Origin of the sequence: Pseudonocardia adelaidensis (assembly GCF_039543345.1) — a bacterium.
In the GTDB taxonomy this organism is placed as follows: Bacteria; Actinomycetota; Actinomycetes; order Mycobacteriales; family Pseudonocardiaceae; genus Pseudonocardia; species Pseudonocardia adelaidensis.
Map to the genome: position 1 here is coordinate 208,604 of NZ_BAABJO010000006.1, position 14,940 is coordinate 223,543.

The 14,940-nt window shown below is 74.2% G+C and carries 17 protein-coding genes and 1 pseudogene; 11 read left to right on the forward strand and 7 right to left on the reverse strand.

The genetic code is table 11. The features are described from left to right. Positions 1-2: 2 nt before the first annotated feature. From ABEA81_RS10120 to ABEA81_RS10145, 6 genes are read left to right on the forward strand one after another with little or no spacing between them, the layout of a single operon-like run. Positions 3-854 carry an FAD binding domain-containing protein gene (locus tag ABEA81_RS10120; RefSeq protein WP_345604641.1) on the forward strand — a complete coding sequence of 284 codons (852 nt, stop codon included), beginning with the start codon at positions 3-5 and terminating at the stop codon, positions 852-854. Further along, on the forward strand, positions 848-1,324 hold the full coding sequence (locus ABEA81_RS10125) for a (2Fe-2S)-binding protein (protein WP_345604642.1): 477 nt from the start codon (positions 848-850) through the stop codon (positions 1,322-1,324). Before ABEA81_RS10120 ends, ABEA81_RS10125 begins: the two co-directional genes overlap by 7 nt. Next, positions 1,321-3,582, forward strand: coding sequence for a xanthine dehydrogenase subunit D (pucD, locus tag ABEA81_RS10130; RefSeq protein WP_345604643.1), 2,262 nt, complete (start codon positions 1,321-1,323; stop codon positions 3,580-3,582). Before ABEA81_RS10125 ends, pucD begins: the two co-directional genes overlap by 4 nt. Next, the gene (locus tag ABEA81_RS10135; RefSeq protein ID WP_345604644.1) at positions 3,579-4,631 is read left to right on the forward strand and encodes an asparaginase; all 1,053 of its coding nucleotides are present in this window, start codon (positions 3,579-3,581) and stop codon (positions 4,629-4,631) included. The genes pucD and ABEA81_RS10135 overlap by 4 nt, the downstream gene beginning before the upstream one ends. Next, positions 4,613-5,080, forward strand: coding sequence for a nitroreductase/quinone reductase family protein (locus ABEA81_RS10140; protein ID WP_345604645.1), 468 nt, complete (start codon positions 4,613-4,615; stop codon positions 5,078-5,080). The genes ABEA81_RS10135 and ABEA81_RS10140 overlap by 19 nt, the downstream gene beginning before the upstream one ends. 36 nt (positions 5,081-5,116) lie before the next feature. After that, positions 5,117-6,304, forward strand: coding sequence for a tyrosine-type recombinase/integrase (locus ABEA81_RS10145; RefSeq protein WP_345604646.1), 1,188 nt, complete (start codon positions 5,117-5,119; stop codon positions 6,302-6,304). 27 nt (positions 6,305-6,331) lie between these two features. On the opposite strand, the gene ABEA81_RS10150 is transcribed toward ABEA81_RS10145, so the two are convergent. Beyond that, positions 6,332-6,604: a hypothetical protein gene (locus tag ABEA81_RS10150; protein ID WP_345604647.1), complete on the reverse strand. Its 273-nt coding sequence runs from the start codon at positions 6,602-6,604 to the stop codon at positions 6,332-6,334. A 124-nt stretch (positions 6,605-6,728) separates the two neighbouring features. On the opposite strand from ABEA81_RS10150, the gene ABEA81_RS10155 reads away from it, so the two are divergent. The 5 genes from ABEA81_RS10155 to ABEA81_RS10175 all read left to right on the forward strand — a co-directional run bounded on the left by ABEA81_RS10155 (position 6,729) and on the right by ABEA81_RS10175 (position 10,112). Then, on the forward strand, positions 6,729-7,571 hold the full coding sequence (locus ABEA81_RS10155) for a helix-turn-helix domain-containing protein (protein WP_345604648.1): 843 nt from the start codon (positions 6,729-6,731) through the stop codon (positions 7,569-7,571). A 21-nt stretch (positions 7,572-7,592) separates the two neighbouring features. Next, entirely contained in the window at positions 7,593-7,793 is a 201-nt protein-coding gene (locus ABEA81_RS10160; RefSeq protein WP_345604649.1) for a DUF397 domain-containing protein, read from the forward strand. A gap of 160 nt (positions 7,794-7,953) precedes the next feature. After that, positions 7,954-8,718 carry an AraC family transcriptional regulator gene (locus tag ABEA81_RS10165; RefSeq protein WP_345604650.1) on the forward strand — a complete coding sequence of 255 codons (765 nt, stop codon included), beginning with the start codon at positions 7,954-7,956 and terminating at the stop codon, positions 8,716-8,718. A 28-nt stretch (positions 8,719-8,746) separates the two neighbouring features. After that, complete coding sequence (locus ABEA81_RS10170) at positions 8,747-9,106, forward strand: VOC family protein (protein ID WP_345604651.1); 360 nt, start codon at positions 8,747-8,749, stop codon at positions 9,104-9,106. A 25-nt stretch (positions 9,107-9,131) separates the two neighbouring features. After that, positions 9,132-10,112, forward strand: a complete 981-nt coding sequence (locus ABEA81_RS10175; protein ID WP_345604652.1) for an LLM class F420-dependent oxidoreductase — start codon at positions 9,132-9,134, stop codon at positions 10,110-10,112. A gap of 13 nt (positions 10,113-10,125) precedes the next feature. On the opposite strand, the gene ABEA81_RS10180 is transcribed toward ABEA81_RS10175, so the two are convergent. From ABEA81_RS10180 to ABEA81_RS10205, 6 genes and pseudogenes are all read right to left on the reverse strand, one after another. After that, entirely contained in the window at positions 10,126-10,908 is a 783-nt protein-coding gene (locus tag ABEA81_RS10180) for an alpha/beta fold hydrolase (RefSeq protein ID WP_345604653.1), read from the reverse strand. Positions 10,909-10,972: 64 nt separating this feature from the next. After that, complete coding sequence (locus tag ABEA81_RS10185; RefSeq protein WP_345604654.1) at positions 10,973-12,016, reverse strand: ferrochelatase; 1,044 nt, start codon at positions 12,014-12,016, stop codon at positions 10,973-10,975. A gap of 7 nt (positions 12,017-12,023) precedes the next feature. Further along, on the reverse strand, positions 12,024-12,800 hold the full coding sequence (gene fabI / locus ABEA81_RS10190) for an enoyl-ACP reductase FabI (RefSeq protein ID WP_345604655.1): 777 nt from the start codon (positions 12,798-12,800) through the stop codon (positions 12,024-12,026). Positions 12,801-12,830: 30 nt separating this feature from the next. Next, positions 12,831-13,541, reverse strand: a complete 711-nt coding sequence (fabG, locus tag ABEA81_RS10195; RefSeq protein WP_345604656.1) for a 3-oxoacyl-ACP reductase FabG — start codon at positions 13,539-13,541, stop codon at positions 12,831-12,833. A 50-nt stretch (positions 13,542-13,591) separates the two neighbouring features. Continuing rightward, positions 13,592-14,527, reverse strand: a pseudogene (locus ABEA81_RS10200) (RNA polymerase sigma factor); the annotation flags it as partial. Positions 14,528-14,544: 17 nt separating this feature from the next. Next, on the reverse strand, positions 14,545-14,811 hold the full coding sequence (locus tag ABEA81_RS10205; protein ID WP_345604657.1) for a hypothetical protein: 267 nt from the start codon (positions 14,809-14,811) through the stop codon (positions 14,545-14,547). Between the last annotated feature and the right edge of the window lie 129 nt (positions 14,812-14,940).

The window sequence follows — 14,940 nt, forward strand, 5'->3', positions numbered from 1 at the left end:
CCGTGGATCAGCACTACTTCCGGCCCACGTCGCTGTCCGACGCGCTGGCCCTGCGGTCCGAGCGGCCGTCCGCGACCGTCGTGGCCGGCGGCACCGACGTGATGGTCGCGGTCAACGAGGGCCGTCGCAGGCTCGACGAGGTGATCGACCTCGGCGACGTCGCCGAGCTGGGCGGCTGGGACCTCGACGGGGACCGGGTGCGCGTCGGGGCGACGCTCCCGCTGACCCGCGTGACCGACGAGCTCGCCGCGCACCTGCCCGCCCTCGCGGCCGCGGCGCGCCTGGTCGGGTCCCCGCCGATCCGCCACCGCGCGACCCTCGGGGGCAACATCGCCACGGCGTCCCCCGCCGGGGACACCCTGCTCCCGATGCTCGCGGGCGACTCGTCCATCGAGGTCGCCTCGGTGCGCGGGATCCGGGAGGTCCGCAGCGACGAGTTCTTCCTCGGGCCCGGCCGCACCGTGCTCGCCCCCGACGAGCTGATCACGGCGGTGCGCGCGACGACGGCGAGGGGTGAGGCGTTCGCCAAGACCGGCACCCGCCGGGCGATGGTCATCTCCGTCGCCGCTGCCGCCGTGCGGATCGACCCGGAGAGGCGCCACCTCGGGGTGGCGCTCGGCTCGGTCGCGCCCACGCCGCGCCGCGCCCGCACGGCGGAAGCCTTCGGCGCCCGTGAGCTCGACTGGTCCGCTCGCACCGCCCCCGACGAGGGGTGGTGGGCGGAGCTGGGGCGCCGCGCCGCATCGGACACCGCACCCATCGACGACCTGCGCGGCACCGCCGATCACCGGCGGCGGGTCACCGCCGTCCTGGTGGCCCGCTGCGCCCGGCAGGCCTGGAGCCGCACATGCTGAGGTTCACCGTCAACGGCACCGAGGTCGCCCTGCACGACGTGCCCCCCGGGGAGAGCCTGCTGACCGCGCTGCGGGAACGCTGCGGGCTGCGCGGCACCAAGAACGCCTGCGAGCAGGGCGAGTGCGGCTCCTGCCTGGTGGCCCTCGACGGCCGCACCGCGTGTTCCTGCCTGGTGCCCGCCCACCAGGTCCACGGGCACGAGGTCACCACCATCGAGGGTCTCAGCCCGGACAACGGGGAGCTCGACACCGTCCAGCAGGCCTTCCTGGACTGCGGCGCCGTGCAGTGCGGGTTCTGCACGCCGGGACTGGTGGTCGCGGTGCACGACCTGCTCGCCCACCACCCCGACCCCACCACCGAGCAGACCCGCGAGGCCCTCGCCGGCAACCTGTGCCGGTGCACCGGCTACCACGGCATCTTCGACGCCGTGGCACTGGCCGCGCAGCGGCGGAAGGACGTCCCACGATGAGCATTGCGCCCGAACGTCCGCGCACCGCAGCCGATCCCGGCGTCGGCGTCGGTGGTGCCGCGGCCCGCCCCGACGGGCCCGCGAAGGTCCGCGGCGAGTTCGAGTTCTCCTCCGACCTGCACGTGCCCGGCATGCTGCACGGCGCCACCGTGCGCAGCCCGCACCCGCACGCGCGCATCCGCGGCATCGACACCTCCCGCGCGCTGGCGATCCGCGGGGTCCTCACCGTGGTGACCGCGGACGACGTCGCCGGCACGAACCGCTTCGGGCTCGAACGCCGCGACCAGCCCGTCCTGGCCGACGGGCTCGTCCGCTACGTCGGGGAACCGGTCGCCGTGGTCGCCGCGACGAGCCCCGCGACCGCCCGCCGCGCCGCCGAGGCGGTCGTCGTCGACTTCGAGGTCCTCGACGCGATCACCGATGCCGAGACCGCCACCGCACCGGGGACCGCCGAGCTGCACCCCGGCGGCAACCTCGTGCGCCACCTCCGGCTGCGCCACGGCGACCCCGTCCCCGACGACCCGGGCCTGGTCCGGGTCAGCGGCGAGTACCACGTGGGCATGCAGGACCAGGCCTTCCTGGGGCCGGAGTCCTGCCTGGCCGAGCCCACCGCCGGCGGCGGCATCCACCTGCGGTGTTCCACCCAGTGGCTGCACATCGACCGCGACCAGCTCGCCGCCGCGCTGGGGCTGCCGCCCGAGCAGCTGCACCTCACCCTCGCCGGGGTCGGGGGCGCCTTCGGCGGCCGCGAAGACCTCAGCGTCCAGGCCCACGCCGCCCTGCTGGCCCTGCGCACCGGGCGGCCGGTTGCCATGAGCTATCCGCGGCGGGAGTCCTTCGTCGGGCACGTGCACCGCCACCCCGCACGCATGCGCTACACCCACACCGCCACCCGCGACGGGCGCCTGCTCGCCGTCGAGGCCGACATCCTGCTCGACGGCGGCGCCTACGCCTCGACCTCGCCCGCGGTGGTCGGCAACGCCGGGTGCTTCGCCGCCGGTCCCTACGCGGTGCCGTCCGTCCACGTCGACGCCCGCGTGGTCTACACCAACAACCCCCCGTGCGGGGCGATGCGCGGCTTCGGCGCCATCCAGGTGTGCTTCGCCTACGAGTCGCAGATGGACGAGCTCGCCCGCGTCCTCGGCATGGACCCGGTCGAGCTGCGCCTGCGCAACGCCGTCACCACCGGCTCCACGATAGCCACCGGGCAGACCGTCGACGGGCCCGCTCCGGTCGCCGAACTGCTCGAGCGCGTCGCCGCCCGTCCCCCGGCCCCACCGCGCACCGACGGCGCCCCGACCGTCCGCGGCGTCGGCTACGGCCTCTCGATCAAGAACATCTGCAAGTCCGCCGGGGTCGACGACTACGGCACCGCCCGCGTGCGCCTGTTCCTGCGCCCCGACGGCCGGCCCGCCGTGCAGGTCCAGACCGCCGCCAGCGAGGTCGGCCAGGGTCTGGTCACCGTTCAACAGCAGATCGTCCGGACCGAGCTCGGCGTCGCCGACGTCGGCTTCCTCCCGACCGACACGACCGTCGGCGACGCCGGGACCGCGTCGGCGTCCCGTCAGACCTGGATGTCGGGCGGCGCCGTCCAGCAGGCCTGCCACCGGGTGCGCGACGAACTGCTCACCCGCGCCGCCACCCGCACCGGGCACCCCCGCGACGACCTGCGCCTGCAGGACGGTGCCGTGCACACGCCGACCGGGGCGATCCCACTGGCCGAGCTCATCGACGACGCCGTCGACGAGACCGCCGTCTTCCGCCACCGCACCACGTCACCGCTCGACGAGGAGGGGCAGGGCGACGCCCACGTCGCCTACGCCTTCGCGGCCCACCGCGTCACGGTGGACGTCGACGCCGAGCTCGGCACCGTAGAGGTCGTCGAGGTCGCGTGCGCCCAGGACGTCGGAAAGGCCATCAACCCCCTCGGGGTGGCCGGACAGATGCACGGCGGCATCGTGCAGGGCCTCGGCCTCGCGATCATGGAGGAGATCCAGGTCCGCGACGGCCGCATCCTCAACCCCGGCTTCACCGACTACCTCATCCCCACCGCCGCCGACGTCGGCGCCCACCACCTCGACATCCTCGAACACCTGCGGCCCGACTCCCCCTACGGCCTGACCGGGGTCGGTGAACCACCCATGCTGTCGGTCCCCGCCGCCGTCGCCGCCGCCGTCCGGCGGGCCACCGGCGCCGCCATCCACCGGGTGCCGATCCGGCCCCAGGACCTCACCGCGACCGCCGACGTCCCGGGATGAGTGCGCGGATCGCCCTGCTCGCCACCGGTGGCACGATCGCCTCCCGCACGCACCGCGCGGGGCGCGCGGTCGCCGCCACCGCGACCGACCTGCTGGAGGCGAGCCGGTCCCCCACGGGCACGGTCGTCACGCCCATCGACCTCGCCGCCCGGCTCTCGTCGGCCACCAGCACCGACGACCTGCTCGACCTGGCCCGAGCCGTCGCCGCCCACGCGGCGGGCCATGACGCCGTCGTGGTCACCCACGGCACGGACACCCTCGAGGAGACCGCCTTCCTGCTCGCACTGGTCCACCACCACGACGCCCCGGTGGTCGTCACCGGCGCCCAGCTCCCCCTCGACCACCCCGAGACGGACGGGCCGGCGAACCTCGCCACCGCACTGGAATGGGCCGGCCGCCGTCGGCCCGGGGTCACGGTGGCCTTCGACGGGCAGATCTGGCCCGCGATCGGGGTCCGCAAGCTGCACACGACCGCCCGGCGTGCCTTCGCCGTGCCGGGAACGGGCCCCGTCGCGACCACCGGACCCGACGGCCTCGTCGAGCACCGCCCGGCCCCGGCCATTCCCCCGTTGCCCCTGCCCGGCCACCTGCCCCGGGTCGACGTCATCGCCCAGTACCTCGGTGCCGACACGACCGCCCTCGACGCGGCGCTCCGGGCCCGCGCCGACGGCCTCGTCATCGCCGCGTTCGGCGACGGCAACACCACGCCCGAGCTGACCCGGCGCACGGTCGCCCTGCTTCGCCGCGGCATGCCCGTCGCCGTGGCCAGCCGGGTCGCCGCCGGCCCCGTCCACGGCCACTACCGCGGCGCCGGCGCCAGCCTCGCCGACGCGGGTGCCCTGATGGCGAGCGGTCTCAGCCCCTGGCAGGCCAGGCTGCTGCTCGCCACCGCGATCGCCCACGAGCCCGAGCACCCCATCCGCACGGCGAGACGCTGGCTCGCCGCCGCGGAGCCGTGCGGTGCTGTCACGCCGCCGGGCCCCGTTCCGTCCTCGGGGCGGCACCCCGCCGACGAACCCGAGGAGCAACCGTGTCCCACCACGGCCTGAAGGGCAGCATCCTCCCGCTGCAGAACAAGCTGATCAACCCGCTCGTCGCGGGCCTGATCGCACGCGGGCTCGAGCCGCCGACGTACGCCGTGCTCGAGACCGTCGGACGGCGCACCGGCCGGGTCCGGCGGGTCCCGGTGGCCAACGGCCTCGACGGCGACACCTTCTGGCTGTTCGCGGCGCTCGGCGAGCGGAGCGCGTACGTGCGCAACCTGCGGGCCGATCCGCGGGTGCGGATCAAGGCGCGCCCGCCCCGGCTGCGCGACGGGTGGCGCAGCCGTTGGCGGACCGGCACCGCGCACCCGCTGCCCGGCGACGACGCCGACGCCCGCCACCGCGCCCTCGGGCGCGGCCGGCCCGCGTACCGGCTCGACGGCGTGCTCCTGCGCGCGCTGGCCGACGGCAACCGGATGCTCACCATCCGGATCAACCTCGACCCCGAGTCATGATCGGCCGCGGGCCGGTGGTGCCGTACGGTCCTGCGGATGGAGCTGGACCCGCTCGTCGTGCTCGAAGCCGTTCGCGACCGCTCCCCCGCCCTCCGCACCGTCGCCATGGACGCCGGCCCCGGCGGGTCGGCCTGGCCCGGCGTCCCCGACCCCGAGGTGTTGCAGGCCCAGCTGCTCGACTGGCTCTCCCAGTACGCGAACGCCGGCACCCGCCGCACCTACGCCTACGCGCTGGGCCTCCCGATCGCATGGGTCGACCCGGTGGACACCCCGCGCCGCCCCGGCCCGCCCGCCGCCGCACCGGGGCCGCTGCACGACCTGGCGTGGTTCCGCTGGTGCGCCCGCCGCGCCCTGGACCCGCGGGACGCGACGGCCGGGCACGTCAAGGCCTGGCTGCACGCGCTCGACGCGGCCGGCGCGCAGCGCCGCACCCGGCAGCGGATGCTCTCGACGCTCTCCGCGCTCTACGGCCACCTCGCCGAGACCGGCGTCGTCGCGGCGAACCCGGCGGCGCTCAACCGGGCCCGCCTGGGGCTCTCGTCCGGCGCCCGGGACGCCTCCCCGACCGTGCGCCTCACCGCCGAGCAGCTCAAGGCGCTCCTCATGGCCGCGGCCCGGCTGCCGTACTCGCGCAGTCCCCGGCTGGCGCGGCTCTACGCCCTGCGCGCGGTGGCCGTCGTCTCACTCCTGACCTCGGGCCTGCGCATCTCCGAGCTCGTCGGCCTCGACCGCGACGACCTCTACCGCACCGGCGGCGACGACGTCCTGCGCGTGCTCGGCAAGGGCGGGCTGCACCGCGAGGTGTACGTCACCGACCTCGTCCGGGAGGCCCTCACGGCCTACCTCGCGGAACGCGATCGCCTCGCCGGCGCCGCCGTCCCCGCCCGCCGGGGCCGCACCACCGCGGGCACCAGCCCGATGATCGCCACCCGGGACGGCGGCCGCTGTTCCCGCGTGGACCTCTACACGTTGCTGCGGCGCATCGCCACCCACGCCGGCCCGGCCCTCGACGGCGTCGCCGACCGCGTGCACCCGCACGCCCTGCGCCACGCCTACGTCACCATCGCGCTGGAGCAGGACGCCCGCATCCAGCACGTCCAGGCCGACGTCGGCCACGCCACGATCGCCACGACCCAGCACTACGACCGGGGCCGCCGCACGCGCGAGAGCACGGCCGCCGACCTGGTGGCCGCAGCGATCGCCGCAGCTCCCGACCCACAGTAGGGCCACTTCGCACACCCCGTGCCGGCTTCACACAGGGCCGGCCTTGTGCGAAGTCCGTACCCGATGTGCGGAGTCGGGGGCCTCCGCGTGGGCGACCAGGGCCAGCGCGCACGGCCAGAGCGGCGCCGACCGCATCTGGCTCGTGCACCCCCGGCAGCGGCCCTCCCCGTCGGGAACGTGCGCGGCGCGCAACCGCTCGCGCACCAGCGTCCAGCCGGTGATGATCTCGGCCGCCTCGCCGATGAGGCGGAAGTTGCGCTGGGCAGGGGTCTCGGGGCGTCGTCGCGCCGCGGCAGCCATGGCGACGAGGGTCCGGACCCCGCCGCGAGATCGAGATCGCCGGCGCGGGAACGGCGGATGCGGGATTCCCGCTCCCGGGTTCTCGTGTGCCACGATCCGTGATCGAGTCGGAGCGGGGGGTCACGTGACGCGGCACGAGGGGTCGATGATCCGGCGGCGGGTGCTGGCCCGCCAGCTGAAACTGCTGCGCGAGCAGTCCGGCCTCACCCTGGAGCAGGCGGCACCGAAGCTGGACTTCTCGGTGAGCAAGCTGTCCCGGATCGAGAACGCCCAGGTCCTCATCGACGTGCACTGGGTGAAGAGCATGCTCGACGTCTACGACGTGGGCGGGGCGCGGTGGACCGAGCTGGTCGATCTCGCTCGGGAAGCCAACCAGCCGGGGTGGTGGCGGGCGTACGGGCTGGGCAACAACAGCTACATCGCCTTCGAGACCGAGGCGAGCCGGGTCCACGAGCTGAGTGTCACCTACGTTCCCGGTCTGCTGCAGACCGCCGACTACGCCCGGGCACTGATGCGGCCGGTCCCGCTGCGGCGAACCGCCGAGCAGATGGAGGGCGAGGTCGCGGCGCGGATGTACCGCCAGCAGCGGTTGACCTCCACCGAGAACCCGCTCGAGTTCGTGACAGTGATCGACGAGTCGGCCCTGCACCGCCTGGTGGGTGGCCCCGATGTGCGGCGGGGCCAACTCGGGCACATCGCCGCCCTCGCGGAACTGGACGCGGTGACACTGCACGTTCTGCCGATCTCCGTGGGCGCGCACGCCGCACCGCCTTCAGGGTTCTTGATCCTCAGCTTCGGAGACCTCGGCGAGCCGGACATGGCCTACGTCGAGCACACCCTCGGCGCCCTGAGTTTGGACAAGGACGGCGACGTCGCGCGGGCTAGGCTGACGTTCGAGCGCGTGCTGTCCGACGCGCTCGACCCGGCCGAATCCCTGGCGCTCGTCCGACGCCTGGCCAGGTCGTGAGCCCGTCCGAAGGAGAAGGCCGTGCGCGACGACGAGCTCCGCTGGTTCACCAGCAGCTTCAGCGGGGGCAACGGAGCCAGCTGCGTCGAAGTGGCGTTCCTGCCCGACGGGATCGCGGTACGCGACACGAAGGACCGCGCACTCGCCCCGCACCGCTACGCGGCGGCGAGCTGGTCGGAGTTCCTGGCCGCAGTCCGGGCCGGCGAGTTCGACCAACCCTGAGCCGCGGACGCTCACACACCAACATCGTGCGTCGCACACCAACTGCAGTTGGTGTGCGAACGCCGACGTCCGTCTGCGACGGTCCGCGGCTCGTCACACCACATTGTGTGAGCACCCCACTTGGTGTGTGAGCGGGGCGGCGCGATGCCACAGTTCGACCGTGCGCTACCGGGAGCACCCGCCACCACCGGCACTGCGGCCGTTCGTCCGCTGCCTGTGGGAGCTCGAACACGACTACGGCGGCTCGACCTACTCCCGGGAGCGGCTGTGGGCCACGCCGTACGCCGAGCTGCTCGTCCTGCGGGAGGGGCACTACGAGTGCGGTCGCACGCTGCGGGGTGTCGTGTTCATGGGTCCGCGCACCCGGCCGCTCACCCTGGTCGCCGACGGGCCGGTCGACCTGGTGGCGGCGCGATTCGAGGTGGGCGGTGCCGTAGGCCTCCTGGCGTGCCCGGCGGGCGACGTCGTCGACGTGGTGGCGGACGCGGCGGACGTCGGCGTCGCCACCGCGGCGGCCTCCCTCGGCGAGCTGGGCGACCGGCTCGCCCGCGCCCTCCGCGGAGCGACGCCCGACCCGGTGGTGGCGACCGCGACCCGAATCCTCGAAGAGCGGGGCGGCCGGGCGTCGGTCGCCGGACTCGCACGCGCGGCCGGTACGACGGTCCGGACGCTGCAGCGGCGCTTCGACCGGTCGGCCGGGATGTCCCCGGGCACCCTCGCCCGGATCATCCGGTTCGACCGGGCCCGCGAACTGCTCGTCCGCGACAGCCGGGCCGGCCTCGCCGAGCTCGCCGCCGCGACCGGCTACGCCGACCACGCGCACCTCACGCGCACGTTCCGGGATCGCTTCGGCCTCAGCCCGCGCGAGTTCCGGGAGCTGCTCCGGGAGATCGCGGAGGCCGGTGTCGCGCCGGTTCAAGCCTGATCAGCCCCAGGTGCGTACCGTCGGGCGGATGATCAGGCACGTCTCGACCGTGGCCGTGTACGTGGCCGACCAGGACGAAGGTCTCCGGTTCTGGACGGAGAAGGTCGGCTTCGAGCTGCGCGCCGAACGCCCCATGGGCGACGCCCGGTGGCTCGAGGTCGCCCCGCCCGGCGCCGCGTCCGCGCTGGTCCTCTACCCGAAGGCGATGATGCCCGACTGGGAGACGCGGCGACCCAGCGTGGTGTTCGAGGTCGAGGACATCGAGGCGACCTGCTCCCGCCTCGCCGAGGCGGGGGTCTCGTTCGCCCAGCCGCTCACCGAGATGGCGTGGGGCGGGTTCGCGTCGTTCCTCGACCCCGAGGGCAACGAGTTCGGCCTCCGGGAGTGAGCGGGCGGAACAACACGCCGTCCGCGTGACGTTGGGCGTCGCCATGGAGACCACCGTGGTCATCGCGTCCCGGCCCGACGTCCCGCCCGAGGAGGAGATGCGCACGGCCGTGGTGGCCGACCGGCTCGGCTACCGGGATCTCTGGGTGGGTGAGGGGTTCGTGTGGGACGCGTTCGCGCTGGCCACCGCCGCCGGCCTCGCGACGGAGCAGATCGCGCTCACGGTCGGCCCGATCCCGGTGTCCGTCCGGGACCCGGCCTCGATCGCCAGGGCGGCCGCGTCGACCGCCGCGCTCGTCGGCCGGCCGGTCGGGGTGGCGCTGGGGACGTCGAGCGTGCGGGTGGTCGAGCGCATGCACGGGCGGTCCCGCCGGCGCGCGGTGACCACGATGGCCGAGAGCGCGCAGGCGCTGCGGGCGCTGTTCCGCGGTGAGGTCGCCGACCACGCGGGCGAGATGGTGTCCACCCACGGGTACCGGCTGCGGCTCGACCCGCCCGGCGGGCCGATCACGCTCGCCGCCTTCGGGGACCGGGCGATCGGCGTTGCGGCGGAGCACGCCGACCGCATGGTGCTCGACCTCGTCTCCCCCGAGCTGGCCACGGGGTACCGCGAGAAGCTCGATGCGGCGGCGCGCCGGCTGGGCCGCCCGGCGCCGCGGCTCGCCGCGTGGATCCCCGCCGCGGTCGACCCGACGCCGGAGGCCCGCGCGCAGGTGCTGCAGAGCCTGGTCGGCTACCTCGAGGTCGCGGGGTACGGCGAGATGTTCGTCGACGCCGGTCTCGGCGCGGCGGTGGAGATGGCGCACGCCGGCGCCGGCCGCGACGAGCTGCTCGCCGCGATACCCGCGGAGGCCGCGGACCGGATCGGGCTGGTCGGCGACCTCGCCGCCGTGCGCGACCGGCTCGACGCCTACGCCGCCGCCGGCCTGGACGAGGTGGTGCTCGTCCCCGCCACGGCAGGCGACCCGGGCGGGGAACGCACCCTCACCGCCCTCGCGCCGCGGTGACCTCGGTCCGTGATCAGGCGATCGCCCCTGCGCGGCGCACCGGTATCAACGTCGCCGGCGGCACCTCCGCCCCGAGGAAGTCGAGCACGGTCCGCGCCGTCACGTCGGGACGTTCGATCGGGAGCGCGTGCGACGCGCCGGGGACGATCGACAGCTGACCGGCAGGCAGCGCCTCGTACATCTCGCACGTGTGCGGGAGCAGGACGGCGTCGTCATCGCCGGCCATCACCAACGTGGGCGCGGTGATCCGGCCGAGGTCGTCGGTGCTCAATGTCGGCTCGGTGGTCACCATCGCCATGAACTTCCCGAAGATCTCGCCGAAGTGCTCCCCGCCGTCCGGCGAGCGCTCGGCGTACGCCTCGAGGATCGCGCTGGCGAACGGTGAGTCCTCCGGCAGATCGAAGCCGCCGACGACACCGTCGAAGTGGAAGTTCGCCCCGATCAACACCATGCGGTCGACGAGGTCGGGCCGGCGCAGGGCGACGAGCAGGCAGATGATGCCGCCGTCGCTCCAGCCGACGAGGTGGGCCCGCTGGCCGACGACCGCCTCGAGCACGCCGATCGTCTCGGCCGCCATGTCCTCGTAGTGGAACGGTGCCGGGGTGTCGGCCGTGTAGCCGTGGCCGCGGCGGTCGAAGGCGACGAGGCGGTGCCGCTCGGCCAGCGGAGCGCCGACGGCGTCGAGCAGCAGGTCGCTGTTCGACATCCCGCCGTGCAGGAGGAGAACCGTCTCCGCTCCGCTTCCGCGCTGGTCGACCCAGGTGGGGTGCCCACCGATGTCGAGGTACTCACCCATCGCTCCCCCAGCCCGACTCGCGCAGCAGAACGGCGAGGATAGTGCGGTGCGGGTGTCCCGAGCACTACTCCGGACGGACCGGGCGCCGCGCGGAGAGGCAGCAGTCGACGGCGCACGGGGCGCCGTTCACGGTGGAGCCGCCGCCCGGGACGTCGCCGAGCGAGCGCGGCGCGGCGTCGTGCAGGTGCTCGGCCACGAGTTCGGCGACCATGTCGGCGAACCGCGGGTCCGGCCCCGCCGTCGCGGCCCGGGCGAACCCCATGCCCAGTTCCTCGGCGCGTTCACGGGCCTCGGTGTCGAGGTCCCAGATCACCTCGACGTGGTCGGACACGAACCCGATCGGCGCCACCACCACGGCGGGCACGCCGCGGCCGTGCAGGGCGTCGATGTGGTCGACGATGTCCGGCTCCAGCCACGGGACCTGCGGCGGACCCGAGCGCGACTGCCACACCACGTCGTACTCCGCCACTCCCAGCGCCGCGGCCACCAGCCGGGACGCCTCGGCGACCTGCCGGGAGTACCGGTGGCCCCCCTCCCCGGGTGGCCCGGCCGCGGCGTCTGCGGCGACGGGCACCGAGTGGGCGGTGAACACGATCCGCGCCGCGTCCCGCAGGCCCGCGGGCAACGTGGAACGGGCCGCGCGCACGGCGTCGGCGTTCGCCGCGACGAACAGCGGGTGGTCGAAGAAGTGGCGGATCTTCACCAGCTCCGGGGCGCTCTCGCCCACGGCCTTGCGGGCGCGCGCGATGTCCTCCTGGTACTGGCGGCAGGCCGAGTAGCCGCCGTAGGCGCTGGTGGCGAACACCAGCCCGCGGCGCACGCCGTCGCGGGTCATCTCCGCGACGGTGTCCTCCACCATCGGGTGCCAGTTGCGGTTGCCGAAGTACACCGGCAGCTCGATGCGCTCCCGGACCGCCGTGATGATCTCCCGGTTCCGAGCGTTCAGCGGGCTCACGCCACCGAAGTGCCGGTAGTGCTCCTCGACGGCGTCCAGCCGCTCGGGTGGCACACCGCGTCCGCGGACGACGTTCTCGAGGAAGGGCCGCACGTCGGCGGGACCCTCCGGGCCGCCGAACGACAGCACCAGCAGGGCGTCGAACTGACTCACGGACGCATTAGACACCCACGGCGTGGAAGCCGCCGTCGGCCCACACCATCGAGCCCGTGGTGGCCGGCATCCAGTCCGACAGCAGCGCGCACACCGTCTTCGCCACCGGCACGGGGTCGTTGACGTCCCAGCCGAGCGGCGCGCGGCCGTCCCATGCGTCCTCGAACGCGGAGAAGCCGGGGATCGACTTCGCGGCCATCGTCCGCACCGGTCCCGCGGCGCAGAGGTTGACGCGGATGCCCTTGGGCCCGAGGTCACGCGCCAGGTAGCGGGTGACCGACTCCAGGGTCGACTTCGCCACGCCCATCCAGTCGTACGCAGGCCAGGCCTGCCGGTTGTCGAAGTCCATGCCGACGATCGAGCTGCCCGGCCCGAGCAGCGGCAGCAGCGCGGTGGACAGCGACTTGAACGAGTAGGCGCTCACCTGGATCGTCCGCGCCACGTCCTCCCACGGCGCCCCCATGAAGGCGCCATCGCCGAGGCACGACGCCGGCGCGAAACCGATCGAGTGCAGCACCCCGTCCAGCCCGGGGTTCTCGCCGAGGTGCGGCGAGACGCGCTCGACGAGGCTGTCCAGCTGCTCCTGGTCGGCCACGTCCAGCTCGACGACGGGCGCGGGCTGCGGCAGGCGCTGCGCGATCCGCTCCACCAGCCGCAGCCGGCCGAACCCCGTCAGCACCACCTGGGCGCCCTGCTCCTGCGCCACCTTCGCGACGTGGAAGCCCAGCGAGGCATCGGTGATCACACCGGTGATGAGCAGGCGCTTGCCGTCGAGCAGTCCCATGGAAGCCTCTCGTGAAGGGGGTGGTGGAGGTCAGTGGCCCATGCCGAGTCCGCCGTCGACGGGGATGACCGCCCCCGTGACGTACCCGGCGCCGTCCGAACCCAGCCACGTGACCGCGGAGGCGATCTCCTCGGTGCTCGCGTACCGGCCCAGCGGCACCTGCGTGAGGATCTCCGCGCGCCGGGCGTCGGGCAGCGCGCGGGTCATGTCGGTGTCGACGAAGCCGGGGGCCACGACGTTCGCCGTGATGCCGCGCGAGCCCAGTTCCCGGGCGATCGAGCGGGCGAGCCCCACCAGGCCGGACTTCGACGCCGCGTAGTTCACCTGGCCCGCGGAGCCGCTGAGCCCGACCACGCTGGAGATGAAGATCATCCGCCCGGACTTGGCCCTCAGCATTCCGCGCGAGGCGCGCTTGGCGACGCGGTAGGCGGCGGTGAGGTTGGCGTCGATGACGCGGGTGAAGGAGTCCTCGGTCATGCGCATGAGCAGCGTGTCGTCGTTCATGCCCGCGTTGGAGACCAGGACCTGCACGGGCCCGTGCTTCTCCTCCACCTCCGTGAACGCCGCGTCGATGGCGGCGGCGTCGGTGACGTCGCACTGCACCGGCAGCAGCTCCCCCGGTAGCCCCTCGGCGCCGCTGCGGTGGGTGACCGCAACCTGGTCCCCCTGCGCCGCGAACGCCGTCGCGATCGCCAGCCCGATCCCGCGGTTGCCTCCGGTCACCAGCACGCTGCGTCCCACGCGCCCACCCTATGGGGCCCGCCTGCACCCGAGCGACCCCGGCTCGCCGGTCAGGTCAGGTAGTCGCGGAGGCTGCGCGTCCGGGACGGATGGCGCAGCTTCGTCATCGTCCTGGCCTCGATCTGCCGGATCCGCTCGCGCGTGACGCCGTAGACGTGGCTGATCTCGTCCAGGGTGTGGGGCCGTCCGCCCGTGAACCCGAAGCGGAGGCGGAGGATCGTGGCCTCCCGCTCGGTCAGCGTTGCGAGCACGGCCCCGATCTCGGCCCGGAGCAGGACCGCGATCGCGGCGTCGGCGGCGACGACCGCCGCGGTGTCCTCGATCAGATCGCCGACCGAGGTGCTTCCCTCGGATCCGATGGTGTCGTCGAGGGAGACCGGTTCCCGCGCGAGCCGCTGGGTCTCCACGACCTGCTCCGCCGTGATCCCCAGCTCCACGGCCAGGTCGGCCGCGGTGGGCTCGCGCCCCAGCTGCACGACGAGCACGCGGCGTTGCCGTTCGAGCTTGGACACGGACTCGGCGACGTGCGCCGGGAGGCGGATGGTGCGCCGCTTGTCGGCCATGGCGCGGCTGATCGCCTGGCGGATCCACCACGTGGCGTAGGTGGAGAACTTGTAGCCCTTGGCGTAGTCGAACTTCTCGACGGCGCGGATCAGACCGATGTTGCCCTCCTGGACGAGGTCGAGGAAGGCCATGCCGCGGCCGGAGTAGCGCTTGGCCACCGACGCCACCAGCCGCAGGTTCGCCTCGACCAGCCGCGTCCTGGCCTCGTCACCGTCGCGGGCGAGCCACCGCAGGTCCCGACGCGAGGCCGCGGCGCTCGGGAGGTCACCGTCCGGATCGTCGAGCAGCCGGGTGGCGAAGACGCCGACCTCGATGCGCTTCGCGAGCTCGACCTCCTCCGCGGCGGTCAGCAGGCCCACCTTGCCGATCTGCTGCAGGTAGGCGCGGACCGGGTCGACGGCGCGCTGGGACTCCGTGGGCCTACCGGGCAGGGCGGTGGTCACGGCGCCTGCCGGTTGTAGACCGTGTCGAACGCGACCGCGGTCAACGAGCGCGCCACCTCCCGGACGATCGCGAGGGCTTCGTACTTCTCGCCGACATCGGGCTGTTCACCGGCCCGCCGCACGTCCTGCCAGAGCGCCTCGGCGTACTCCAGCAGCGCCTGCCTGGCCTCCAACTGCTTCGCGCGTGCATCGTCGCTCATCCGGCTGAGCCGGGCGCGGTCGAGCGAGGCGAAGGACTCGACGACGTCCTCGGGAAGCTCCACGCGCGTCTCCCTGCTGTGGCGATGTCGCGGTCGGGCACCCGCGACGCGGAGTGCTGGCGGCTCCGATGCGCGCACCGGTCGGCATGCGGACGTGCGGGCGCCGTAGCGCTACACCGCTGACGCTACGCT

Coding starts and splice junctions, on each gene's coding strand:
- ABEA81_RS10125 (WP_345604642.1), top strand. CDS start 848: ATGCTGAGGTTCACCGTCAACGGCACCGAGGTCGCCCTGCACGACGTG.
- pucD (WP_345604643.1), top strand. CDS start 1,321: ATGAGCATTGCGCCCGAACGTCCGCGCACCGCAGCCGATCCCGGCGTC.
- ABEA81_RS10135 (WP_345604644.1), top strand. CDS start 3,579: ATGAGTGCGCGGATCGCCCTGCTCGCCACCGGTGGCACGATCGCCTCC.
- ABEA81_RS10145 (WP_345604646.1), top strand. CDS start 5,117: ATGGAGCTGGACCCGCTCGTCGTGCTCGAAGCCGTTCGCGACCGCTCC.
- ABEA81_RS10150 (WP_345604647.1), bottom strand. CDS start 6,604: ATGGCTGCCGCGGCGCGACGACGCCCCGAGACCCCTGCCCAGCGCAAC.
- ABEA81_RS10170 (WP_345604651.1), top strand. CDS start 8,747: ATGATCAGGCACGTCTCGACCGTGGCCGTGTACGTGGCCGACCAGGAC.
- ABEA81_RS10180 (WP_345604653.1), bottom strand. CDS start 10,908: ATGGGTGAGTACCTCGACATCGGTGGGCACCCCACCTGGGTCGACCAG.
- fabI (WP_345604655.1), bottom strand. CDS start 12,800: ATGGGACTGCTCGACGGCAAGCGCCTGCTCATCACCGGTGTGATCACC.